Origin of the sequence: Streptomyces sp. NPDC004134 (assembly GCF_042874195.1) — a bacterium.
Taxonomy (GTDB): domain Bacteria; phylum Actinomycetota; class Actinomycetes; order Streptomycetales; family Streptomycetaceae; genus Streptomyces.
The window spans coordinates 1-22,294 of the sequence record NZ_JBIAMS010000030.1 but is presented as its reverse complement, the minus strand read 5'-3'; the positions used below and the strand labels follow the sequence as shown (position 1 = coordinate 22,294).

At 74.9% G+C, this 22,294-nt stretch carries 17 protein-coding genes; 10 read left to right on the top strand and 7 right to left on the bottom strand.

Annotated features, from left to right (window positions below; translation table 11 throughout):
* Nucleotides 1–10 precede the first annotated feature (10 nt).
* Nucleotides 11–829 carry an SAM-dependent methyltransferase gene (locus ACFYVJ_RS29585; protein ID WP_388897840.1) on the bottom strand — a complete coding sequence of 273 codons (819 nt, stop codon included), beginning with the start codon at nt 827–829 and terminating at the stop codon, nt 11–13.
* A gap of 2,543 nt (nt 830–3,372) precedes the next feature.
* Between ACFYVJ_RS29585 and ACFYVJ_RS29580 the strand changes: the two genes are divergently transcribed.
* The 5 genes from ACFYVJ_RS29580 to ACFYVJ_RS29560 all read left to right on the top strand — a co-directional run bounded on the left by ACFYVJ_RS29580 (nt 3,373) and on the right by ACFYVJ_RS29560 (nt 7,655).
* Complete coding sequence (locus tag ACFYVJ_RS29580; RefSeq protein ID WP_388897837.1) at nt 3,373–3,609, top strand: hypothetical protein; 237 nt, start codon at nt 3,373–3,375, stop codon at nt 3,607–3,609.
* Nucleotides 3,610–3,763: 154 nt separating this feature from the next.
* A complete protein-coding gene (locus ACFYVJ_RS29575) occupies nt 3,764–4,792 on the top strand; it encodes a S1C family serine protease (protein ID WP_388897834.1) in 1,029 nt (342 codons plus the stop codon).
* A gap of 4 nt (nt 4,793–4,796) precedes the next feature.
* Nucleotides 4,797–5,531 (top strand): response regulator transcription factor, encoded by a 735-nt coding sequence (locus ACFYVJ_RS29570; protein WP_388897831.1) that lies wholly within the window; start codon nt 4,797–4,799, stop codon nt 5,529–5,531.
* Complete coding sequence (locus tag ACFYVJ_RS29565; RefSeq protein WP_388897828.1) at nt 5,528–6,988, top strand: sensor histidine kinase; 1,461 nt, start codon at nt 5,528–5,530, stop codon at nt 6,986–6,988. The genes ACFYVJ_RS29570 and ACFYVJ_RS29565 overlap by 4 nt, the downstream gene beginning before the upstream one ends.
* Nucleotides 6,989–7,232: 244 nt before the next feature.
* Nucleotides 7,233–7,655, top strand: a complete 423-nt coding sequence (locus tag ACFYVJ_RS29560; RefSeq protein WP_388897825.1) for an SSI family serine proteinase inhibitor — start codon at nt 7,233–7,235, stop codon at nt 7,653–7,655.
* 42 nt (nt 7,656–7,697) lie between these two features.
* Here ACFYVJ_RS29560 and ACFYVJ_RS29555 read toward each other — a convergent pair whose 3' ends face one another.
* Both ACFYVJ_RS29555 and ACFYVJ_RS29550 read right to left on the bottom strand, forming a co-directional pair.
* Entirely contained in the window at nt 7,698–8,501 is an 804-nt protein-coding gene (locus ACFYVJ_RS29555) for an SAM-dependent methyltransferase (RefSeq protein WP_388897822.1), read from the bottom strand.
* Nucleotides 8,502–8,660: 159 nt separating this feature from the next.
* Nucleotides 8,661–10,496: a bifunctional metallophosphatase/5'-nucleotidase gene (locus ACFYVJ_RS29550; RefSeq protein ID WP_388897819.1), complete on the bottom strand. Its 1,836-nt coding sequence runs from the start codon at nt 10,494–10,496 to the stop codon at nt 8,661–8,663.
* 132 nt (nt 10,497–10,628) lie between these two features.
* Here ACFYVJ_RS29550 and mshD point away from each other — a divergent pair, with 132 nt between their 5' ends.
* From mshD to ACFYVJ_RS29530, 4 genes are all read left to right on the top strand, one after another.
* On the top strand, nt 10,629–11,573 hold the full coding sequence (mshD, locus tag ACFYVJ_RS29545) for a mycothiol synthase (RefSeq protein WP_388897816.1): 945 nt from the start codon (nt 10,629–10,631) through the stop codon (nt 11,571–11,573).
* A 148-nt stretch (nt 11,574–11,721) separates the two neighbouring features.
* Nucleotides 11,722–13,977 (top strand): RNA degradosome polyphosphate kinase, encoded by a 2,256-nt coding sequence (locus tag ACFYVJ_RS29540; RefSeq protein WP_388897813.1) that lies wholly within the window; start codon nt 11,722–11,724, stop codon nt 13,975–13,977.
* A 577-nt stretch (nt 13,978–14,554) separates the two neighbouring features.
* The gene (locus ACFYVJ_RS29535) at nt 14,555–15,631 is read left to right on the top strand and encodes a hypothetical protein (protein WP_388898071.1); all 1,077 of its coding nucleotides are present in this window, start codon (nt 14,555–14,557) and stop codon (nt 15,629–15,631) included.
* The gene (locus ACFYVJ_RS29530; protein WP_388897810.1) at nt 15,628–16,062 is read left to right on the top strand and encodes an NUDIX hydrolase; all 435 of its coding nucleotides are present in this window, start codon (nt 15,628–15,630) and stop codon (nt 16,060–16,062) included. Before ACFYVJ_RS29535 ends, ACFYVJ_RS29530 begins: the two co-directional genes overlap by 4 nt.
* 49 nt (nt 16,063–16,111) lie before the next feature.
* On the opposite strand, the gene ACFYVJ_RS29525 is transcribed toward ACFYVJ_RS29530, so the two are convergent.
* Entirely contained in the window at nt 16,112–16,528 is a 417-nt protein-coding gene (locus ACFYVJ_RS29525) for a VOC family protein (RefSeq protein ID WP_388897807.1), read from the bottom strand.
* A gap of 79 nt (nt 16,529–16,607) precedes the next feature.
* Here ACFYVJ_RS29525 and ACFYVJ_RS29520 point away from each other — a divergent pair, with 79 nt between their 5' ends.
* Complete coding sequence (locus ACFYVJ_RS29520) at nt 16,608–17,285, top strand: TetR/AcrR family transcriptional regulator (protein WP_388897804.1); 678 nt, start codon at nt 16,608–16,610, stop codon at nt 17,283–17,285.
* Here the strand turns inward: ACFYVJ_RS29520 and ACFYVJ_RS29515 are convergent.
* From ACFYVJ_RS29515 to ACFYVJ_RS29505, 3 genes are all read right to left on the bottom strand, one after another.
* Nucleotides 17,236–17,775 carry a YbjN domain-containing protein gene (locus ACFYVJ_RS29515; protein ID WP_388897801.1) on the bottom strand — a complete coding sequence of 180 codons (540 nt, stop codon included), beginning with the start codon at nt 17,773–17,775 and terminating at the stop codon, nt 17,236–17,238. The two genes, ACFYVJ_RS29520 and ACFYVJ_RS29515, sit on opposite strands and share 50 nt — an antisense overlap.
* The gene (gene mshA / locus ACFYVJ_RS29510) at nt 17,768–19,111 is read right to left on the bottom strand and encodes a D-inositol-3-phosphate glycosyltransferase (RefSeq protein ID WP_388897798.1); all 1,344 of its coding nucleotides are present in this window, start codon (nt 19,109–19,111) and stop codon (nt 17,768–17,770) included. Before mshA ends, ACFYVJ_RS29515 begins: the two co-directional genes overlap by 8 nt.
* A gap of 126 nt (nt 19,112–19,237) precedes the next feature.
* Nucleotides 19,238–20,089, bottom strand: coding sequence for a class I SAM-dependent methyltransferase (locus ACFYVJ_RS29505; RefSeq protein WP_388897795.1), 852 nt, complete (start codon nt 20,087–20,089; stop codon nt 19,238–19,240).
* Nucleotides 20,090–22,294: the final 2,205 nt, after the last annotated feature.

Here is a 22,294-nt window from a genome sequence, read left to right as displayed (position 1 = left end):
ACCCCCCTCGTCAGGGTTTGCGGGCCAGGCCGCCGAAGTCGTCTATCGGGTCCGGGGTTCCGATGTCCGTCGCGGCCGGGCGCCACAGTGTCGTCGGTACGACTCCCGGGGGGAGCAGGTCCAGGCCGTCGAAGAAGCGGGTCACCTGGGCCGGGTCGCGCAGCACCATGTGATTGCCGCCGCCCTCGTTCCACTGCCGGACCGCCGCCTCCATCCGTTCGCCCCTCACCTCGCTCGTCGGGTGGGTGAGGACCAGGTGGCTGCCCGGGGGCAGGGCGTTGAGCAGGGTGGTGACGATGTCGTGGGCGGTGGCGTCCTCTTGGACGAACTGCAGGACTCCGCAGAGGACCAGCGCGACAGGGCGGGTGAGGTCCAGCGTCACCGCGGCCCCGGCCAGGATCCGCCGCGGGTCGCGGACATCGGCGTCCAGGTAGGCCGTCGCGCCCTCGGGGGCGGAGTTCAGCAGGGCGCGGGCGTGGGCGAGGACCAGGGGGTCGTTGTCCACGTAGACGATGCGGCACTCCGGGGCGATGCCCTGGGCGACGTCGTGGGTGTTGCTCGCCGTCGGCAGCCCCGTACCGATGTCTAGGAACTGCCGGATGCCCGCCTCGCCGACCAGGTACCGGACCGCGCGGTCCAGGAAGCGGCGGTTGCCGCGGGCGTTCTCACGGATCTCGGGGAAGTAGGCGGCGATCCGGTCGCCCATCTCCCGGTCGGGGGCGTAGTTGTCCTTGCCGCCCAGCCAGTAGTTCCAGATCCGCGCCGAGTGCGGCACCGTCGCGTCGATCGGCGATCCGGATCCGTCGGGGGGTAACGCGTCGTGTCCCATGGGAGCTGTCCTCCGCTTCGCGAGTGGCGGCCAAGCTACAGCAAGCGCGAGGAGCGCCCGCAGACGCAGGGCAGGCGGATGTGGCGACGGCCGGCCGCTGGACGGACCTGCTCGCGGACGGCACCGGCCGCGGGGGCGGGCGGTGGAACCGGCGGCGGGGGCGGGCGGAAGCCGGCGGCGGGTAAGGCGCGTTCGCGAGGTGTCCCGGTGTCGGGGGCGGCGGTGCGGTTCCCGTCGGCGGTCGTCGCCGGACTGCCCGGTGCCGGGGGAAAGGCGGGCGTCGGGGTGGGCGGTGTCGTGGGCGAACAGGGCCGACGTGGGTTTTGGAGCATCGGGGCCCCCGGAACCCGCCCCGGCCGCAGCGGCGATCACACGCAGCACCCCGCGCCCGCCGGTAGCCGGAACCGGCCCGCCCGGGGAAGCGACCGGCGAGGGGGCTGCCCCCGGCCGTTTGCAGCACCGGAACCCGTGTGTTCGGGAAGCGGCGCCCTGCTCCGGGCCGCGTGGCGCGTGTCTGCCTGGCGGCGGCAGGCGGGTGGGGCTCTTTGTGGCGTCGATTGGTCAGCGTGTGCGTGCCACGGGGCGAAATTCGGGTTCCGGGGCCTGATCCGGCCCGGATCCGGGGGTGTTACCCCGGGTTACGACCCATTCCCTGCGTTCCGGGCCTGGGATGGCGGTTGCCCGGCCTGGGAGCGGCTGTGTGCGCGCCGATGGGCGAAAGTCGGCCCGTAGGGGCGATTTGCCCCAGTTCCGTGGAGGGGTTGAGGTGAGTTCTGCCCGTCTGCGGTCGCCCGGGGCGCTCTGGGCGGGGCTGGCGCGTCTGGGTGGGCGAAAGTCGGGGCCGGTGGGCGATTTGGTCCGGTTCCCGGGGCGGGTTACCCGAGTTCATCCCCGCCACGTGCATTCCGAGTCGCCTCGGGGGTGGATGGCCGGGTGGGTGCTTCTGGGCGGGCGAAAGTCGGCCCTTGAGGGCCGATTCGGCCCGGATCCGGGGGTGTTACCGCGAGTTACGGCCCAATCCCTCCGCTCCCGCGCCACGGGCGCGCCGTCGCGGGGCGTTCGGGGCGGCGAAAAGTGCGCCGTGGGGCGGGGAGTGGGGCGCGGCTTTCCCTGGGTGGGCGGGTTCCGGTGCTGCATACGGCGGGGGCAGCTTCGTCGCCGGTCGCTTCCCCGGGCGGGAGGGCTCGGGGTGCTGGCGGGCGCGGGGCGTGGCGTGTGATCGCCGCTGCGGCCGGGGCGGGTTCCTTCGGGGACGTGGCTGGGCTCCGGCGGCCGGGGGCCCCGATGCTCCAAAACCCACGTCGGCCGTGTTCGCCCACGACACCGCCCACCCCGACGCCCGCCTTTCCCCCGGCACCGGGCAGTCCGGCGACGAGGGCTCGCGCCCACCGCACCGCCGCCCCCAGAGCCGGGGAGCCTCCCGATCCCGGCCGACCCCGTTACGGGGCTCCCGCCCCGGCGCCGGGAGTGCCCGCAACCGGCCCACCCCGCACCGGTCCTCGCCTCACCCGCCGGGAACACGCGCATCCGTCCGGCCCCGCACCGGGCTCCCGCCCCGGCGCCGGGAGTGCCCGCAACCGGTCCGGCCCGGTCCGGTCCTCGCCTCACCCGCCGGGAACACGCGCATCCGTCCGGCCCCGCACCGGGCTCCCGCCCCGGCGCCGGGAGTGCCCGCAACCGGCCCACCCCGCACCGGTCCTCGCCTCACCCGCCGGGGCCGCCCGCGACCGGATCAGGCCCGGCGCCGGCCTTCGCCCCCCGACCACCGGCGACCTCGGCGACCCGACTGAGCCCGGATCCGTGGCACCCGCCCACGCCCGCCGGGGACAACCCGGCGGCGGAGCGCAGCCATCCCGGCGCCCGCCCCCGTCCACCGGGCCAATCCGCAACCGGGCCCGGCACGTCTCAGGTCTCTCCCCCCGTCGTCCAGGCATCGGCGCTCGGGGCAGAGCCGGCACTCGGCGGCCCGCCCTCCGTCCACGGGGCGGGCACCGCTCCCGGCGCTTCTCCGCCGCGCACGTCCGCGCCCTGCGCACGTCCGCGCCCTGCGCACGTCCGCGCCCTGCGCACGTCCGCGCCCTGCGCGCGTACCGCGACCCCGCCTTCACCATCGGCCCCGCCTTCACCATCGACCTCGCCTTCGCCGTGGGCCCCACCGCCCCGCGGCAGGCGATGCGGGAGATCCGCGTACCGCCGCGGGGCGAGGGGGCGGCGGTGATCGGCGGGTGTCACGTCGGGCTCCGGCAGGAACGCGAGCGGGCGCTCGCCGCCCGGCGCGCGCTGGAAGCCATCCGCGCCGAGGCGGCGACCGACGCCGAGCCCGTCGAGGCGGACTCCATGACCATCCCCGAGCCCCGAGCCGTCGCAGGCGCTCGGGTCAAAGCCTCCACCCTCCGCTTCCGGGAGCAGGCCGGTCCGGCGACACCCGACCGGGTCGCCACCCGCGCCGGGACCGCGCGGCGCTACCCGCTCGCCGCCGTCCGGGAGGCACGCATCACCGCCGCCCTGCGCGCGCGGGCGAGCGCGCCGGGCGGTGGCACTCCTTGCCGTCGTCCAGACCGCCGCCCTGCGCGCGGGCGCGCGGGCGGGCGCCGCATCCCGGACGTACGGAGGGCGGTGACGGCCGTACGCGACCTCCACTACGTGAGCCGCCCACTCACCGCCCTCCCGCCCTCGCCCCCCTCGACGCCCACCTGGAGGCGATCACCGCGCGCACGCCCGCCCTGCTGCGGGCCGGAGCCCTGTTCGCGGAGATCATCGACGTGCAGTCGGCCGCCTGACGTCCCGAGGCGCCGGCCGATCCGGCCTCCCCCACGTCCTGAGGGCTCCGGCCGGTCCGGCCGCCCCCGGCTTTATATCGGGCAAACGCGGTTTTACTCCGCTTCTTACATCAGTCTCAGACGCCTCTCAGAATCCGCGGGGATCGTCGATGGCATGACGGAGCAGACATACCGCACCAGCACCCAGCCCGCCTTCGTAGCCGGCCGTGACGGGGTCCTGCCCGCCGACCGGGCCGGCGCGGGCCACCCCCAGACCCTCGCCGGGACGCACGGCGGCGGGTTCGCCGGGTTCGGCGCCCCGCCGCCGCCCCCCGCGGGGCCGCCGCGGCGCGGGCGGGCCAAGGGGCCCCTCGGGCTGCTCGCCGCCGCCGCGCTGGTCGCCGCCATCGTCGGGGGCGGCAGCGCCGCCCTCGTCGGCGAGCTGACCGGTTCGCCCGGTACGACGACCAGCGCCTCCAGCCCCGCAAGCGGCACCCAGGTCTCCTCCGGGAACAGCGGCTCCGTCGCCGGGGTCGCCGCCGCCGTCAGCCCCAGCGTCGTGGAGATCCAGTCCTCCTCGACCGCCGGGCAGTCGACGGGCTCCGGGGTGATCGTCACCGAGAGCGGCGAGATCCTCACCAACAACCACGTCGTCTCCGGCGCCGACCAGGTCCAGGTCACCTTCAGCGACGGCTCCACCGCCGCCGCCGACGTCGTCGGCACCGACCCCGACCTCGACATGGCCCTCATCAAGGTGCAGGGCAAGAGCGGCCTCAAGCCCGCCACCCTCGGCGACTCCGACTCCCTGAAGGTCGGCGACGAGGTCGTCGCCATCGGCTCCCCCGAGGGCCTGAGCGGCAGCGTCACCAGCGGCATCGTCTCCGCGCTCGACCGCGACGTGACCGTCGAGAAGGAGCAGCAGCAGCCGCAGAGCGGCGAGCAGTGGCCGTTCGGCTTCGGTGGCGGCCAGTACAACGGGCGGCTCGGGTCGCAGACGACCACGTACCAGGCCATCCAGACCGACGCCTCGCTCAACCCCGGCAACTCCGGCGGCGCGCTCGTCGACATGAACGGCCGGATCGTCGGCATCAACTCGGCGATGTACGCGCCGCAGGACAACTCCTCCGCGGGCAGCGTCGGCCTCGGCTTCGCCATCCCCATCAACGATGTGAAGCACATCCTCGGCGACCTCAGGAACAATTGAGGCCGTGACCGAGCAGCAGCAGCGCATCCTGATCGTCGACGACGAGCCGGCCGTACGCGAGGCGCTGGAGCGCAGCCTCGCCTTCGAGGGCTACGGGACCGAACTCGCCGTCGACGGTCTCGACGCCCTCGACAAGGCCGCCTCGTACCGGCCCGACCTCGTCGTCCTCGACGTGCTCATGCCCCGCATGGACGGCCTGACCGCCGCCCGGCGGCTGCGAGCCGCCGGGGACCGGACGCCCATCCTCATGCTCACCGCCCGCGACACCGTCGGCGACCGCGTGACGGGCCTCGACGCAGGCGCCGACGACTACCTCGTCAAGCCGTTCGAGCTGGACGAGCTCTTCGCCCGCATCCGCGCGCTGCTGCGCCGCCGCGCGTACGCCGACGGCGCCGAGCCGGCCGACACCTCGGAGACGCTGGAGTTCGGCGACCTGCGGATGGACCTCGCCGCCCGCGAGGTCACCCGCGGCGGCCGTCCCGTGGAGCTGACCCGCACCGAGTTCACGCTGCTGGAGCTCTTCCTCAACCACCCGCGGCAGGTGCTCACGCGTGAGCAGATCCTGAAGGCCGTCTGGGGCTTCGACTTCGAGCCGTCCTCCAACTCCCTCGACGTGTACGTCATGTACCTGCGCCGCAAGACCGAGGCCGGCGGCGCGCCCCGGCTGGTGCACACGGTCCGCGGCGTCGGCTACGTCCTGCGCGCCCCGGAGCCCGGCGGCAGGGGCGCCGCCAGGTGACGTCCCGCTTCGGCCGCCTGCCCCTGCGCTCCCGGCTGGCCCTGCTCACCGCCGCGGCGATGGCGGTGGCGATCGCGGCGGCGGCGGTCTCCTGCTGGCTGATCACCCGCGACCAGCTCATGAACCAGTTCGACCGTTCGCTGATGCAGGCCGAGGTGCCGAACACCCTGCCCGAGGTCTTCCGCACCGTCGGCTGCGTGGACGAACGCCCCCCCGGCCCGGCGGACGAACTGAACACGGACCGGACGATCGCGCAGATCGTGCTCGCGGACGGCACGGCCTGCTGGCTCAAGGGTGAGCACACGATCCCCGTCACCGAGACGGACCGGGCGATCGCCGCCCAGGGTGGCCCGCAGCGCACCGAGGTCGTGCACGACGTCACGGTCGACGGCGCCGAGTGGCGGGTCCGCACCATCAGCGGCGGCCTCACCGTGAACCGCGAGCCGGCCGCCATCTCCCTCGCCCGCCCCCTCAGCGAGGTCACCGACCCCCTCAACACCCTCGCCCTCGTCCTCGCCCTCGTCGCCGGCGGCGGCGTCCTCGGCGCCGGGGCGATCGGCCTCGGCGTCGCCCGCGCGGGGCTGCGCCCCGTGGAGCGCCTGACGCACACCGTCGAGCACATCGCCCGTACCGAGGATCTCGCCGTCGAGATCCCCGTCGAGGGCGACGACGAGATCGCCCGGCTGTCCCGGTCGTTCAACGCCATGACCGCCGCCCTCGCCACCTCCCAGGAGCGGCAGCAGCAGCTCATCGCCGACGCCGGGCACGAGCTGCGCACGCCGCTGACCTCGTTGCGTACGAACATCGAGCTGCTCGCCCGCAGCGAGGAGTCCGGTCGCGAGCTGCCGCCGCGGCAGCGCAGGGAGCTGCTGGAGTCCGTCACCGCGCAGATGACCGAGCTGGCCGCGCTCATCGGTGACCTCCAGGAGCTGTCCCGGCCCGACGCGGCGCCCGACAGGGCGCAACTGGAGGTCGTCGCGCTGGACGAGATCGCCGAGCGGGCGATGAGGCGGGTGCGGCTGCGGGCGCCGGAGGTGCGGATCGACGCGGAGCTGGCGCCCTGGTTCGTACGGGCCGAGCCCGCGGCGCTGGAGCGGGCCGTGGTCAACCTGCTGGACAACGCGGTGAAGTTCTCGCCCGCCGGCGGCCGGGTCGAGGTCGGGCTCGGCCGCGACGGGCTGCTGCGGGTGCGCGACCACGGGCCCGGCATCCCGGAGGCGGAGCTGCCGCACGTCTTCGAGCGGTTCTGGCGCTCGCCCTCGGCGCGCAGCCGGCCGGGCAGCGGGCTCGGTCTTTCGATCGTGGCGCGTACGGTGCAGCAGGCCGGCGGCACCGTCGAGCTGCGCCGGGCGGCCGGCGGCGGGACGGAGGCGCTGCTGCGGCTGCCGGGGGCGCCGGAGCCGCCGCCGGGGTCCTTAGCCGCGATCCGGGGGCGCGGTCCCGGCCGATCGGCGTAGGCGCGGGCGTCGTAGGTCCGGGCGGCCCGGCCCGATCGGCGTAGTGCGGGGCGGCGGGCGCTGGGCCGTTCGGCCCAGGGGGCCCGGAGCGGCGGAAGCGGCCGCGGGGCCGTACGGGACGGGGAAACGGAATCGAAGGACATGCCTCCTTCGGGTGACGGTACCGCGCGCCGCTGACCAACTGGGGTATCTCTGACGTGCCAGACGCCCGTACGCCCCACGCCCCGTCGAGGAGAAACCCCCCATGACCGTCCGGCCCCTCGCCGCCGTCCTGGCCGCCACCGCCGCGGCCGTGCTGCTGCCGCTGACCGCCGCCACCACCGCCTCCGCCGAGCGCCCGCTGCCCGAGCCGTTCGACGCCACGCACCTGCGGCTGACGACGAAGTACGTCAGCGACCGCGCCAAGGGCGGCTTCACCTATCTGAACTGCGACCCCGTCGGGGGCACGCACCCCGCGGCGGAGTCGGCCTGCACGGACCTGACGCAGGTCGACGGGCGGTTCGAGGACCTGTCCGACAAGCAGGGCGCCTGCACGATGCAGTACGAGCCCGTGGAGCTGCACGCCACCGGCACCTGGCGCGGCAAGCCCGTCGACTACGTCTCCGAGGTCTTCCCCAACCCCTGCATGGCGGACCTCGCGACCGGCGGCAACGTCTTCAACTTCTAGCCGTCCCGGCCCCGGCCACCACCGCGGTGGGGCGCGAGCGCCCTACGGCTTGCGCCCCACCGCGCCGTACGCGTCGATCGGCTTCGCCGCGCCCACCTTCGCCACCCCGGGCCGCCAGCGGGTGATCGGCACCATCCCGGGTTCGACCAGTTCGAGACCCTCGAAGCAGCGGGCCAGCTCGTCCGGGCCGCGCAGGTGGTACGGGACGCCGCCGGCCTCGATGAGCTTCTCGCCGCCCTCGACGACGGCCTCGCCGGTGTCGGTGCCGTCCCACAGCACCAGGTGGCTGCCCGGCGGCACGGCGTCCATGACCCGGCCCACGATGCGGCGCAGCTCGCCCAGCTCCGGCTCGTAGCCCAGCACCCCCATGAACATCACCGCCACCGGCTCGGTGAGGTCCAGCGTGTCCGCCGCGCCGGCGAGGATCCGCTCCGGGTCGTGGTAGTCGGCGTGGACGTAGGCGGTCACGCCCTCGGGGCGGGTGTTGACCAGCAGGGCGCGGGCGTGCGCCAGCACCAGCGGGTCGTTGTCGACGTACACGACGCGGGCCGCGGGGGTGCACTGCTGCGCCACCTCGTGGGTGTTCTGCATGGTGGGCAGGCCGGTGCCGATGTCCAGGAACTGCCGGATCCCCGTCTCCTCCGCCAGATGGGAGACGACGCGGATGAGGAACTGGCGGGACTGCCGGGCCATCGTGACGATGTCCGGGTAGACCTCCGCCACGGCGTCGCCCGCGGCGCGGTCGGACTCGTAGTTGTCCTTGCCGCCCATCCAGTAGTTCCAGATCCGCGCCGCGTGCGGCACGGAGGGGTCGACCGCCGGTGGTGCCGCGTCCTCGTTGCTCATCGTGACCGTCCTGCCGGGAGGGGGCTGCGCCGGAAGGGCCCGTCCCGCCGGGGGGTCGGCGAGGGACGCGCCGGGGGACCATCACAGCAGAAGGGGGTGAGCGGCGCAGGCGATTCCGGCCGCCCCGCCGCTCACCCCCCGGGGGGTCTCCCCGGTCGCTTACGGCTGCCCGATCACCGTGATCCGGTCGGCGGCCGGGGGCGCCAGCGGCTTGTCCGCGCTGGAGTTCGCCGTCAGGTAGCCCTCCAGGGCGGCCAGGTCGTCCCCGCCGACCAGCGGGTCCGTACCGTCGGCGAGGGTGGGGAAGCCGTCGCCGCCGCCGGCGAGGAAGGAGTTGACGGCGACCCGGTAGGTGGCCGCGGGGTCGAGCGGCTGCCCGTCGAGCCTGACCGAGTCGGCGACGATGCGGTCGGCGCCGGACTTCGTGAAGTCCAGCGTGTACGTCAGCCCCGCGGACGGCTGCAGTACCTTGGGCGCCGCCTCGTTGGCGCCACTGACCTGCTCGCGGAGCACCTGGAGGAGCTGCTCGCCGGTCAGGCTGGTCAGGTTCACGGTGTTCGAGAACGGCTGGACCGTGAAGCCCTCCCCGTACGTGACGACCCCGTCGCCCTCGTCGCCCGCCGCCGCGTGCGTGATGTCCGCGCGGATCCCGCCGGGGTTCATCAGCGCCACCCGGGCGCTGTCGTCGAGCGTCTTGGCGTGGGCCAACTGCGCGTCGGCGATGAGGTCGCCGAGCGGGGACTCGGTGCCCTTGCGCAGGATGTCGCCGGAGACGTAGCCGACGGGCTTGGCGGCGATCGGCGCGGCGAGCGCGTTCCACTCCTTCACCAGCGAGGTCATGTCCCGCGCCCGGCGCTGCTCGCGGTCGACCACGTGGTTCTCGGCGTTCGGCACCTTGGTCGCGGTGCGCACGATGTCGCCGGTGCGGAGGTCGTACGTCAGCGTGGTGTCGGTGTAGAGCCGGCCGAAGGACGACGCGGAGGTGACGCTGCGCGGGTTGCCGTCCGGGTCGGGGATGGTGCAGGCGTACGGCTGGTGGGTGTGGCCCGTGACGAAGGCGTCGACGCTCGCCGTCGTGCCCTTGGCGATCTCGGCGACCGGACCGGAGATCCCGGCGCCGGGGCCCGGGGTGTCGCAGTCGAAGTTGTACGCGCCGCCCGCCGAGGCCGCGGGGTACCCGCCCTCGTGGACCAGGGCGACGATGGACTCCACGCCCTGGCGCCGCAGTTGCTTCGCGTACTTGTCGATCGTCTCGATCTCGTCGTGGAACTTCAGGCCCTTGACGCCCTCCGCGGAGACGATGTCCGGGGTCGCCTCCAGCGTCACGCCGATGAAGCCGATCTTCACGTCCTTCTTCTCCCAGACGTACACCGGGTCGAGGGCCGGCTTGCCGGTCTTCTCGTCGGTGACGTTGGCGGCGAGGTAGGGGAAGTCGGCGCCCTCGTAGGTGCGGCCTTCCTGGTAGCCGCCGTCCTCCGGGTGGTTGCCGCCGTCCTGGAGGCGCCGCAGCTCGGCGATGCCCTCGTCGAACTCGTGGTTGCCGACGCCCGCGACGTCGAGGCCGAGGCCGTTCATGGCCTCGACGGTGGGCTCGTCGTGGAAGAGGCCGGAGATCAGCGGGCTGGCGCCGACGAGGTCGCCGGCGGCGGCGGTGACGGAGTAGCGGTTGCCCTTGCGGGCGTCGCGCAGCGAGGTGGCGAGGTACTCGACGCCGCCCGCCTTGACGGTCTCCTTCGAGCCGTCCGGCTGGAGTTCCGCGACCTCTCCCGAGGAGCCCTGCGGGGGTTCGAGGTTGCCGTGGAAGTCGTTGAAGGACAGCAGTTGGACGTCGACCGTACGGCCGCGGTCCTGCTTGTCCGTGCTGTCCGCACCCGCCGGCTGCGCGGCGGCGAAGAGGCTGCCGGCCACCGCCAGCGCGGCGGCACCGGCCGCGGCCCGCCGCCCTCTTCGTGTCGTACGGAATCTGCCTGACGGCTCTGTTCTCCCAGACCTCACTGCAAACGCCCCCTCGGCGCGACGTGGAAACACCGTTCGGCAGCTTAAGGTCGACGCGCGTAGCGCGTCTCCAACAAGGACTGAACTATTCCCAAAGCTTGTGGGGCGTCCCGCCGGCCTTAGGCTTTCTCCATGACGGAGTCCGGTAAGACCGACACGGGGAAGCCGCGCGGCAGGCGCATCGAGGTGCTCGACGAGCTCACCCCGTCCCAGTCCCACGCCGTGCTCGGCATCATCGACGCCGCCGCCGCGACCGACGGCCGGCAGGCCGTCTCCGAGCAGGGCCGGCTCACCCTGCGCAGAGGCCACCGCGAGGGCGTCAAGCACCTACTCCTCTACGACGGCACGGAGCCCGCGGGCTACGCGCAACTGGAGGAGACCGACCCCGTCGAGCCGCCCGCCGCCGAACTCGTCGTCCACCCCGACCACCGCCGCCGCGGCCACGGCCGGGCGCTGGGCCGCGCCCTGCTCACCGAGTCGGGGCAGCGGATGCGGCTGTGGGCGCACGGCGGCCACCCCGCCGCCCGGCACCTGGCGCAACTGCTCGGGCTCACGCTCTTCCGCGAGCTGCGCCAGTTGCGGATGCCGCTCGACGCGTACGGGGGCGAGGCCGCGCCCGAGCCGCGGCTGCCCGCGGGGGTCACGGTGCGTACGTTCCGGCCCGGCGAGGACGACGCGGAGTGGCTGGCCCTCAACGCCGCCGCCTTCGCCCACCACCCCGAGCAGGGCTCGCTCACCCAGGCCGACCTGGACGACCGGATGGCCGAGCCGTGGTTCGACCCGCGCGGCTTCTTCCTCGCCGAGCGCGCCGGGAAGCTCGTCGGCTTCCACTGGACGAAGGTGCACAGCGCCGAGCACCTGGGCGAGGTGTACGTCCTGGGGGTGCACCCCGACGCGCAGGGCGGCGGGCTCGGCAAGGCGCTGACGACGATCGGGCTGCGCCATCTGGCGTACGACCGCAGCATGCCCACGGCCATGCTGTACGTCGACGCCGACAACACCCCGGCGGTCGTCGTCTACGAGGGCATGGGCTTCAGCACCCACGAGACGGATCTGATGTACCGCACGGAGGGCTGACCAGGGCGGGCGGGCCGTAGCACACACCGAGGGTTAGTCGTGTCGTTACCCTCGGTTCAACCTCAATTGCGAGCATCGACGGATGCAGCGCTCCGCCGCGAACCTCTCCGCCGTGCCGGGTCAGGCCCGGACACGGGAGAATAGGGGCATGGACGACAGCTCGCCCCTCGTCACCCAGCCCGCGCAGCCGGCCCAGCCGTCGGTGGGCTCGATCGCCGCCCGCCGCCCGCACGCGGTGGCCCCCGCCATGCAGCGCGCGGCCCAGCAGATCGACCCGGACATCGACGCCGACGCCGACGACTACGACGGCCAGGAGGCGGACGAAGAACTGCCCCAGGGCCGCTTCCTGGACCGCGAGCGAAGCTGGCTGGCGTTCAACGAACGGGTGCTGGAGCTGGCCGAGGACCCGGCCACCCCGCTGCTGGAGCGGGCGAACTTCCTGGCGATCTTCGCCAGCAACCTGGACGAGTTCTTCATGGTGCGCGTCGCCGGCCTGAAGCGCCGTATCGCCACCGGCGTCGCCACCCGCTCCGCCTCCGGGCTGCAGCCGCGCGAGGTGCTGGACCTGATCTGGAACCGCTCGCGCGAGCTGATGGCCAGGCACGCCGCCTGCTTCCAGCAGGACGTGCAGCCGGCGCTGGCCGACGAGGGTATCCAGTTGATCCGCTGGGCCGACCTGGGCGAGAAGGAGCAGGCCCGGCTCTTCACCCTGTTCCGGCAGCAGATCTACCCGGTGCTGACGCCGCTGGCGGTCGACCCGGCGCACCCGTTCCCGTACATATCGGGACTGTCCCTGAACCTCGCGGTCGTCGTCCGCAACCCCGTCAGCGGCCACCGGCACTTCGCCCGCGTCAAGGTGCCGCCGCTGCTGCCGCGGTTCCTGGAGACCGCCACGGTCGGCGGCGCGCAGCGGTTCGTGCCGCTGGAGGACGTCATCGCGGCCCACCTCGAAGACCTCTTCCCGGGCATGGAGGTCCTCGCCCACCACACCTTCCGGGTCACGCGCAACGAGGACCTGGAGGTCGAGGAGGACGACGCGGAGAACCTGCTGAAGGCGCTGGAGAAGGAGCTGATGCGGCGCCGCTTCGGGCCCCCGGTGCGTCTTGAGGTGGAGGAGTCCATCGACCCGTACGTGCTGGACCTGCTGGTCCGCGAGCTGAAGATCTCCGAGGCCGAGGTCTATCCGCTGCCGGGACCGCTCGACCTCACCGGGCTCTTCGGCATCGCCTCGCAGGACCGGCCGGAGCTGAAGTACCCGAAGTTCGTCGCCGGCACGCACCGCGACCTCGCCGAGGTCGAGTCGGCGTCCGCGCCGGACATCTTCGCGGCGCTGCGCGAGCGCGACGTGTTGCTGCACCACCCGTACGACAGCTTCTCCACCTCCGTCCAGGCGTTCCTGGAGCAGGCGGCGGCGGACCCGGACGTACTGGCCATCAAGCAGACGCTGTACCGCACGTCGGGTGACTCGCCGATCGTCGACGCCCTCATCGACGCCGCGGAGAGCGGCAAGCAGGTGCTGGTGCTGGTGGAGCTGAAGGCGCGCTTCGACGAGCAGGCGAACATCAAGTGGGCGCGGAAGCTGGAGGAGGCGGGCTGCCATGTCGTGTACGGGCTCGTCGGGCTGAAGACGCACTGCAAGCTGTCGCTCGTCGTACGGCAGGAGGGCGAGACCCTGCGCCGCTACAGCCACGTCGGCACCGGCAACTACCACCCGAAGACCGCCCGGCTCTACGAGGACCTGGGCCTGCTGACCGCCGACCCGCAGGTCGGCGCGGACCTCTCCGACCTGTTCAACCGGCTCTCGGGCTACTCGCGGCGGGAGAACTACCGCCGGCTGCTGGTCGCGCCGACGTCGGTGCGCGAGGGCCTGGTCCACCGGATCCACCGCGAGATCACCCACCACCGGGCCGGGCAGTCCGCGTACGTCCGCATCAAGGTCAACTCGATCGTCGACGAGGCGGTCATCGACGCCTGCTACCGGGCGTCGGCGGCGGGCGTGCCGGTCGACATCTGGGTGCGCGGCATCTGCGCCGTGCGGCCCGGGGTGCCGGGGCTCTCGGAGAACATCCGGGTGCGCAGCGTCCTGGGCCGGTTCCTGGAGCACTCCCGGGTCTTCGCCTTCGGCAACGGGGGCGAGCCGGAGGTGTGGTTCGGCAGCGCGGACATGATGCACCGCAACCTCGACCGGCGCATCGAGGCGCTGGTCCGGGTCGCGGAACCGGCGCACCGCGAGGCGCTGAACCGGCTGCTGGAGACGGGCATGTCGGACACGGTCGACTCCTGGCACCTGGACTCCAACGGCGACTGGACGCGCAACGCGGTGGACGACGCGGGGAACCGGCTGGCGAACGTACAGGAAATGCTCATCGACGCCCGGAGGCGCCGGCGTGTCATCGCCGCATGAGACATCCGTGACGGCCACGGTGGCGCCGGGCGGCGGCACGCTCGCCGCGGGCGAGGTGCTGGCCCGGTACCTGAGCACGCAGGCCACCGAGCTGCTCCGCGGCCTGCGGGACCTGCCGGCCCAGGAGGCGGGCGCCGAGGCGGGCGCGGCGGCGGTCGCGGGCGCGGTCCACGACGCGGCGTTCCGCATCGCGGACGCGCTGGGCTGCTTCGGCCCGTTACTGGACCCGGAGTGGGCGGAGCGCCTGGAAGGCGAGCTGTACTGGCTGGGCACGACGGTGCTGCGCGAGCACGTGTACGCGGCGCGCCGGGACCGGCTGGTGACGGCGCTGCGGCGGCTGTCGGGCGAGGAGGACGCGGCTGACCTCGCGGCCGGCGCGGCGGACCGGGGCCGGGTCGTGGACGCCGCGGCCCGCGGCGCGGCCGGTGGCGACGCGGATACCGGCAAGGCCGCCGAGGGCAGCGCGCCCGCGGGTCCGGGCGCGGGTGTACGGGACACGCGGGGCACGGTGCTCGCGCCGGCGGGTCACGCCGGGTCCGGCGAGGCGCCACCGGAAGCGGCGGAACGGCCGGACCGGATCGCGGACCCGGCCGGTACGGCCCGCTCCCCCGGCGCGGTGCCGGGGGCGCGGCCTGGGAGCGGCGCCGGAGCCGTGCCCGCGGGCGGCGGCGTGACGCGGGGTGGACCCGGCGATCCCGACCGGGAGCCCGCCACCGGCGACGCACGCACCGCGGCCACCGCCGCGGCGCGGCGGCCGGGCGGCGCGCTCGCGAGCGCGGCCCGCGGCGGGCGGTCCCGGGGCGGGGCCGGGCGACATGCCTCCGAGACCTCCCCTTCCGCCCGTTCCGCCTCCGGCGTCTCCGCGTCCGCGGCCGGTGATCCTTCCGCCGCCGGTTCCGCATCGCGCGCTTCGGGCTCCTCCGGCTCCGGTGCCGGGTGGACGGCTGCCGACCGCGGGCGCCGTACCGGGGTGGCCACCGCCGCCGTGCCCGCGGCAGGCGCCCCGCGGAGCGTGGGGGCGGCCCGGGCCGGGGCGCTGCTGGAGCGGCGGCTGGGGCTGGCGCGGAGCCGGGCGCACTCCGAGGCGCTGGACGCGCTGACGTCCGCCCGCTACCACGCGCTCGCCGACGCCGTCGCGCTGCTGGTCTCCGACGCGCCCCTGACCGGCGCCGCCCGGCGGTCCGCCGCCGCGCTGCCCGAGCACCACGACGAGCTGCGCCGCGTGCTGGCCGCCGCCGTCGCCGCGCTGCCGCTGGCCCGCGCCGGCCGCCCGTACAACGCCGCCGCGCTCGCGCGCGGGCTCGCCGCCTCCCGCGCATCCGCCGCCGACGACCGCGACGACGCCCCCTGGCGGCACGTGCACGCCCTCGTCCGCCGCGCCCGGCACGCCGCGGAGATCCTCGCGGCCTGCCCGCCCGGCACCGTCCCCGTACGCCCCGCGGGACCGCCGCTGCCCGCGGCCGCCGCCGCGCTCGACCGCGACCGCGAGGCCGTCGAGGCCGCCGCCGCGGCCGCGGCCGCCGCCGCGACGCCGCGGATCGCCCCCGCCACCGCCTACGCCCTCGGCGTACTCCACGCCGACCAGCGCCACGAGGTGGAAGCCGCGCGCTTCACCTTCGGCAGGCTCTGGCAGACGAGAGGGGAGCAGGAGTGAAGGAGCACCCGATCCACCCGATCCGCGCCGCGGGCTGCGTCCTGTGGCGTACCGCACCCGACGTCCCCGGCGGGCTGGAGATCGCTCTCGTCCACCGCCCCAAGTACGACGACTGGTCCCACCCCAAGGGCAAGCTCAAGCACGGCGAGGAGCCCCTGGCGGCCGCGGTCCGCGAGGTCGCCGAGGAGACCGGCATGGCCTGCGAGCCCGGCGCCCCGCTGCCCACGACGCACTACCGGGTGGCGGACGGCCGCCCCAAGGAGGTCCGCTACTGGGCCGCGCGGGCGGCCGCGGGCGCGTTCGTCCCCAACCACGAGGTGGACCGGGTCGACTGGCTCCCCCCGGCCGCGGCCCGCCGCCGGCTCACCCAGGGCCACGACCGCGCCCTCGTCGACGCCCTCCTGGCGACCCTGCCCTCCGAGGCGGCCTGAGGGTCCCGGGCGGCAAAGGGGCGCCCGGCCGCTGCCGCCTGCCGCGGCCCTACTGCGCCGCGTACTGCCCGGCGAACTCGCCGGCCGGCGCGATGGGCGTGATCACGTCGATGAGGATCCCGTTCGGGTCCGCGACGATGAAGTGCCGCTGCCCGAAGTCCTCGCTGCGCAGCTCCAGTTCGGGCCGCAGCCCCTCGCGGACGACGAGCCGCTCCCACTCCGCGTCCACGTCCGCGACCTCGAAGTTGAGCAGCAGCCCCCGCGCCGCCGACCGGTAGCCCTCGGGGACTGTGGGGTGCTCGGGGTCGAGGAGGGCCAGCTCGTACGCCGGGTCGCCCGGGCGGCGCAGGCTCACGTACCAGTCGGCCTCGAAGGTGACCTCGAAGCCCATCAGCCGGACGTAGAAGTCCCGGGATTCGGTCAGCCGGCTCGTGCCGATCACCGGATAGAAACTGGTCAGCTCCATGGCCGACTCCTTTCGCGTACCATCGGTATGTCAAAACCGTAGTTCGCATACCATCGGTACGTCAAATCGGGAGGTGCGCATGACCACGCGCGGCGGAGTCAGGGCGGAGCAGCGGGCGCAGACCAGGCGGGCGCTGCTGCGGGAGAGCCGGCGGCTGTTCGCGGGCCGCGGCTACGGGGCCGTGGGGCTGGCCGAGATCGTGCGCGCGTCCGGCGTGACGAAGGGCGCGCTATACCACCACTTCGACGGCAAGGCCGACCTCTTCCGCGCCGTCCTGGAGGAGGTGCAGCAGGAGGTCGGCCGGCGGGTCGCGGCGGCCGCCGGGCGGGAGCCGGATCCCTGGGGGCAACTGACCGCCGGCTGCCGCGAGTTCCTTACCGCGAGCACCGACCCGGACTTGCAGCGGATCATGCTCGTCGACGGGCCCGCGGTGCTCGGGTGGAGCGAGTGGCGGGCGATGGACGAGGCAGCCTCCGCGCGGCATCTGACCGAGGCGCTGACGGAGCTGGTGGCGGCGGGGGTGGTCGTGCGGCAGCCGGTGGCGCCGCTGGCGCACCTGCTGTCGGGCGCAATGAACGAGGCGGCGCTGTGGCTGGCCGCCGACGCGGGGCCCGGTGATCTCGCCGACACCTGGGCGGCGTTGGCGCGGATGCTGGACTCGCTGCGTACTACTCCGGCTGCTCCGGCTGCTCCGGCTGCTCCGGCTGCTAAGGCTGCTCCCGGCGCTCCGGCTGCTCCGCCCGCGTCAGGTGCGTGAACGCCTCCAGGTTGCGCGTCGACTCCCCGCGGGCCGTGCGCCACGCGTACTCCTTGCGGATCGCCGTCGCGAACCCCAGCTCCAGCAGCCTGTTGAAGCTGCCGTCCGCCGTCTCCAGCACCGTGCCCAGCACCCGGTCCAGCTCCTCCGGCGTCACCGCGGCCAGCGGCAGCCGTCCGACGAGGTAGATGTCGCCGAGCCGGTCGACGGCGAAACCCACCCCGTACAGCCGGGTGTTGCGCTCCAGCAGCCAGCGGTGGACCCCGGCCTCGTTCTCGTCGGGGTGGCGGATCACGAAGGCGTTCACCGACAGGGAGTGCCGGCCGACGATGAGCTGGCAGGTGGTCGACAGCTTCCGGGTGCCGGGCAGGGAGGCGACGTACGTGCCCGGGGCGGGCGACTCGTACTCGATCCCGGCCTCGCGGAGAGTGTCCTCGACGACCTTGCCCGCCGCGCTCGCGGCCGTGTCCGTGCTCGCTGCCTCAGCCATGCGGCGATCGTAGGCGAGGCTCTACGGCGTGGGGGTACCCGGCGATCGCCGCGGCGTACACGTCCGCCGTCGCGCGGGCCGCGGCGTCCCAGCCGAAGCCCGCCGCGTGCCCGGCCGCCGCCGTGCCCATCCGGCCCGCCAGCGCCGTGTCGGCGGCCAGCCGCCCCAGCGCGTCGGCGAAGTCCGCCGGGTCGTGCCCGTCGACCAGCAGCCCCGTGACGCCGTCGCGCACCGCGACCGGCAGCCCGCCGACCGCCGCCGCCACCACCGGCGTCCCGCACGCCTGCGCCTCCAGCGCGACCAGCCCGAACGACTCGCTGTACGACGGCATCACCAGCACCGACGCCGCCCGGAACCAGCGGGCCAGCGCCTCCTGCGCCACCGGCGGCGTGAACCGTACGACATCGGAGATCCCCAGCTTCGCCGCCAGCTTCTGCAGCGCCGCCGGCCTGGCGAGACCGCTTCCGCTCGGCCCGCCCACCACCGGCACCACCAGCCGCTCGCGCAGCGCCGGCTCCCGCTCCAGGAGCAGCGCCACGGCGTGCAGCAGCACGTCGGGGGCCTTGAGCGGCTGTATGCGGCCGGCGAACAGCGGCACGAAGGCGCCCTGCGGCAGCCCGAGCGCGGCGCGGGCCCGGGCGCGGGAGTCGCCGGGGCGGCCGGGACCCCCGGGGCGGAAGACGTCGAGGTTCACGCCCGGGCGCACGATCGCGACGCGGGCGGGGTCGGCGTCGTAGTGGTGGATCAGGTCGTGGGCCTCGTCGTCGGTGTTGGCGATGAGCCGGTCCGCGGCCCGCACGACCTGGCTCTCGCCGATGACGCGGGCGGCCGGCTCGGCGCTGTCGCCGGTGGCCAGCGCGGCGTTCTTGACCTTGGCCATGGTGTGCATCGCGTGCACGAGCGGCACGCCCCAGCGCTCGGCGGCGAGCCAGCCGACCTGGCCGGAGAGCCAGTAGTGGGAGTGCACGAGGTCGTAGTAGCCGGGGCGGTGCCCGGCCTCGGCCTGCATTACGCCGTGCGTGAACGCGCAGAGCTGCGCGGGCAGATCCTCCTTGGCCAGCCCCTCGTACGGGCCGGCGGCCACGTGCCGGACGAGCACGCCGGGCGCCAGCTCGACGGCCGGCGGGAGGCCGGCGGTGGTGGCGCGGGTGAAGACCTCGACCTCGACGCCGACCTCGGCGAGGCGGCGGGCCAGTTCGACGATGTAGACGTTCATGCCCCCGGCGTCGCCGGTACCCGGCTGATGCAGGGGCGAGGTGTGCACGGAGAGCATGGCGACGCGACGCGGCCGCCGGTGCCGCGCGAGCGCGCGGAGCCGGGACAGGTGGTGGCTCACGGCTGCTGTTTCCTCCTCGGAATCGCCGTCCTCCCCGCCGTCCTGGGAGGAACACCGGCGGCGGGGGGCTTCATTCCCGCGGGGCGGCTCCGGCACGGGGGCCCAGGCCGCGGCGGTGCGGGCGGGCTAGGACGCCCAGCCCCGCGGGGCCACCGCGGCCCAGGGGAGCGTCAGCTCGCCCTGGCGCCAGCGGCCCGGGCCGTCGGTCAGGGGCCAGTCCGCCGACAGGGCGCTCGCCGTACGGATCCAGCGCTGCCTGGCGCCCAGGGGGGCGTACGGGGCCGCCGTCGACCAGGCGCGGTCGAAGTCGTGGAGGAACGCGTGCACCGGCTCGCCCGGGACGTTGCGGTGGATCAGCGCCTTCGGCAGCCGCTCCGCCAGGTCCGAGGGCGCGGCGAGGGTCGCCAGATGGGCGGCGAAGGTGACGGTGCGCGGGCCCTCGGTACCCAGCGCCACCCACACGTGCCGCCGGCCCGCCTCGTCGCAGGTCCCCTCCACCAGCAGCCCGTCCGCGCCGAGCCGTGCCGTGAGCCGCGCCCACGCGGCCGGGACCTCCTCCTCCCCGTACTGCCGCAGCACGTTGGCCGCCCGGATCAGCGCCGGGCGGGCGCCGCCGGGCAGCGGGACCTCGAAGCCGCCGCGCAGGAACGTCAGCCCTTCGCGGGCGTACGGGCGCGCCGCGGCCACCCGCTCCGGATCGATCTCCACGCCCGCGACCTCGGCCCGCGGGCAGGCGGTACGCAGCCGCTCCAGCAGTTCGACGGCGGTCCAGGGGGCGGCGCCGTACCCGAGGTCGACGGCGACGGCCCGGCCCTCGGCGCGCGCGGTGCGGCGCAGGGCGGGGCCGTGGGCGGCGGCGATCCAGCGGTCCATGCGGCGCAGCCGGTTGGGGTTGGTCGTCCCCCGGGTCGCGGACCCGACGGGCCGCGCGGACCGCGCCGGGGGCGCGGCCTGACCGGGCCGCCGCTGGGACACCATGCGTCCAGCGTACGAGCCGCCGGCGACTTCCCGGCCGCACGTGGGGGGCGGCGGTGGGCGGGACCTTCGGGGGGTGCCACGGACCCGGGGGAGTGTGCCGGACACCATGCGTCCAGCGTACGAGCCGCCGACCACGTCGCGGCCGCAGGTGCGGGGTGGCGGAGGGCGGGACCTTCGGGGGGATGCCACGGACCCGCGGGAGCGTGCCGGCCCCTGAGCGGGTTCCCGCCGGGTGCCGGGTGCCGGGTGCCGGGTGCCGGGTGCGGGGTGCCGGGTGTCGCCCGCCCCTGCCCCGCCGTGTCACCGCGGGACCCGTACCCCCGCCGCGCGCAGTTCTGCGATCAGTTCCCTCCGGCAGGGCTTGCGGAGCTGCACCGCCTCGCCCGCCCCGTAGCCATTCCCCCTCACACCCACCCAAGGGTATGCGGCTGGTGTGACAGCGCGGGGGTGGCGGGGCGTTGAGCTGGTACGTCGTGGGGGTGGGGCCGGGTACGCGGGGTCCGAGCCGGGAGGCCGGGGTGCGCGGGGGCCGGGGTGCACCGGGGAAGCCGGGTCGGGGTGCGTTCGTGGGGCGGGCCGGGGCCGGGGTCCTGGCGGACGGGAGGGCCTGCCGGTGCCGGGGGTCCGGGTGGGGGTGGAGCGGTGTCGCGTGGGAGCGGTTCGTACGGGGTTTTTGGAGCATCGGGGCCCCACCTCGCCCGGCGGCCGGCACCCCGGAGGGCCCGGTTCCGGCCCCGGCGGCGATTGCGCACACCACCCGGCGCCCGCCAGTGCCCAGAACCCGCGCACCCGGGGATGCAACGCCCAACGCCTGCCACGCGACGTGCATACGCCCCGCGATCCCGACCGGAGCGGAGAAACTGGGTCGTAACTTACGGAACACCCCTGGATACGGCTCGTCTTGGCGCCCAGGCGCCGACTTTCGCCCACCCAGCGCACTCCCCAGGCCACAGCCACCCGGACCGCACGGAACGAACGCGACCGGGAAGAAACTCGCGGCAACCCGCCCCGAAAACCGATCAAAACGCCCACCGGTCCCGACTTTCGCCCGCCCGGCCACGCCAACCACCGCCCAGACCACCCCGATTGAACGCGAGCGGGCGGAACTCCGGGCGGCACCTCCATTGAACTGGGGCAAATTACCCCCGCGGGCGGACTTTCGCCCATCGGTACGCACCCGCCCGATGCCGAGCCCGGCCACGCCCGTTCAGAGCGCCCATGCGGAGAAGTGCGGCCGGACTCGCGGTAACGCCCCCGCTGAACGGGGCAAATCACCTACCCGCGCTGCTTTCGCGCATCGGGGCGCACGCGGCGGTTCCGAGGGCTGCTGGCCGTGGTCCGTGGCGTCCGGGCGGAGGGATTGGGTCGTAACTCGCGGTAACACCCCCGGGGCCGGGCCGGATTCGGGCCCTGGGGCCTGAGTTTCGCCCGGTGGCACGCGCGCACTGCGCGGTCGACGCCGCGCGGAACCCCGGCGCGCAACCGTCACCGGGCGGGCGAACGTCGTGCGGCGGCGGGTCGGGCGTTGCCTCCCCGGGTGCGCGATTTCCGGGCACTGGACGGCGCGGCTTGTCGCGTGTGATCGCCGCTGCGGCCGGGGCGGGTTCCTTCGGGGGCGTGGCTGGCTCCGGCGTGGTGGGCCCGATGCTCCAAAACACACGTCGGGCCCTTTCGCCTACGAGTTCGCCCACCCCGACGCCCGTCTCCCCTACGGCGTCGGCAAGTCCGGCGACCAGGGTCCGCACCTCCACCGCCGTCGCCCCCCGATTCCGGGAGCACCCCGCCCCCGGCCCGCCTGCACCGGGCCCCCACCCCGGCGCCGGGAACGCCCGCAACCTGGCCGGCCCCGCGCCGGTTTTCGCCCCCGTCCACCGGGGCAACCCGCAACAGGCCCCGGCCCGCCTCCGGCCTCTTCCCCGCATCGCCCCGGGGCATCAGCGCTCAGGGAAGGCCCCGCGGCCGGGTCCGGTCACCCCGTCCGTGGGGCTCTGCGTCCCTCGCACAGCATCAGGGCGCCCGCTCCCTCCGGGGCCACCTCACGCACCACCGCGGGCCCGGCAACGTACCCCCGGACCCACCCACGACGTACCAGCTCAACGCCCCGCCACCCCCGCGCTGAAGCTCCTATGGATCGTCAAGTGGTTTGTGGGAGCGGTTTAGTGGTGTGGGTCGTGTGGGGTAGGTGGTGGTAGATCTCCCGGGCGA

Coding starts and splice junctions, on each gene's coding strand:
- ACFYVJ_RS29585 (WP_388897840.1), bottom strand. CDS start 829: ATGGGACACGACGCGTTACCCCCCGACGGATCCGGATCGCCGATCGAC.
- ACFYVJ_RS29575 (WP_388897834.1), top strand. CDS start 3,764: ATGACGGAGCAGACATACCGCACCAGCACCCAGCCCGCCTTCGTAGCC.
- ACFYVJ_RS29560 (WP_388897825.1), top strand. CDS start 7,233: ATGACCGTCCGGCCCCTCGCCGCCGTCCTGGCCGCCACCGCCGCGGCC.
- ACFYVJ_RS29555 (WP_388897822.1), bottom strand. CDS start 8,501: ATGAGCAACGAGGACGCGGCACCACCGGCGGTCGACCCCTCCGTGCCG.
- mshD (WP_388897816.1), top strand. CDS start 10,629: ATGACGGAGTCCGGTAAGACCGACACGGGGAAGCCGCGCGGCAGGCGC.
- ACFYVJ_RS29540 (WP_388897813.1), top strand. CDS start 11,722: ATGGACGACAGCTCGCCCCTCGTCACCCAGCCCGCGCAGCCGGCCCAG.
- ACFYVJ_RS29525 (WP_388897807.1), bottom strand. CDS start 16,528: ATGGAGCTGACCAGTTTCTATCCGGTGATCGGCACGAGCCGGCTGACC.
- ACFYVJ_RS29520 (WP_388897804.1), top strand. CDS start 16,608: ATGACCACGCGCGGCGGAGTCAGGGCGGAGCAGCGGGCGCAGACCAGG.
- ACFYVJ_RS29515 (WP_388897801.1), bottom strand. CDS start 17,775: ATGGCTGAGGCAGCGAGCACGGACACGGCCGCGAGCGCGGCGGGCAAG.
- ACFYVJ_RS29505 (WP_388897795.1), bottom strand. CDS start 20,089: ATGGTGTCCCAGCGGCGGCCCGGTCAGGCCGCGCCCCCGGCGCGGTCC.